The sequence below is a fragment of the Vibrio sp. 970 genome (genome assembly GCF_033339075.1).
This window is the reverse complement of the sequence record NZ_JAWOTW010000259.1, coordinates 1-741: the sequence shown is the minus strand read 5'-3', so window position 1 is coordinate 741 and position 741 is coordinate 1. Positions and strand designations below refer to the sequence as shown.

Sequence of the window (741 nt, the reverse complement as noted above, 5' to 3'; positions counted from 1 at the left end):
TTTCGCCTTCCGCAGCCATACCAATCAGCATTTGCGGAACATGGTACATCGCGCCTCGATCAGCGTGCTGTTTTGCCATTTCAACAAATTCAGCAATACCTACGCTGTCTAGGTAGCGGAATACACCGCCGCGGAATGGAGGGAAACCAAGGCCGTAAACCAGCGCCATATCTGCTTCTTGAGGAGTTGCAATAATACCTTCTTGCAGACACAGCACCACTGCGTTGATCATCGGAATCATCATACGTTTGATGATGGTTTGCTCATCGAATTCTTGTTTATCCGCGCAGACGTCTGCCAGTACTGGCAAGATATCTTCAGTGAAGGTTTTCTTAGGCTTACCTTTTTTATCAATGGTGTAGCTGTAGAAACCGTTGCCATTCTTCTGACCGTATTTGTTGGCTTCGAATAGAGCATCAATCGCGTCACGACCTTGTCTACCCATTCGCTCAGGGAAACCTTCTGCCATCACCGCTTGTGCGTGGTGCGCAGTATCGATGCCGACTACGTCAAGCAAGTACGCCGGTCCCATCGGCCAGCCAAATTTGCGTTCCATGACTTTGTCGACTTTAGTGAAGTCTGCACCGTCACGAAGCAACATGCTGAAACCGCCAAAGTACGGGAATAATACGCGGTTGACGAAGAACCCCGGACAGACGGTCACGGCGGTTGGTGATTTGCCCATGTTCGCTGCGTACGCCACTACGCGGTTGATGGTTTCATCAGAAGTTTTCGCACCAA

The 741-nt window shown here is 50.1% G+C and carries 1 protein-coding gene; it reads right to left on the bottom strand.

Annotated elements, in window-relative coordinates; translation table 11 throughout:
• Positions 1-741: 3-hydroxyacyl-CoA dehydrogenase family protein (locus R7Q11_RS26045; protein WP_263857200.1), on the bottom strand; the 741-nt coding region annotated here is incomplete at both ends.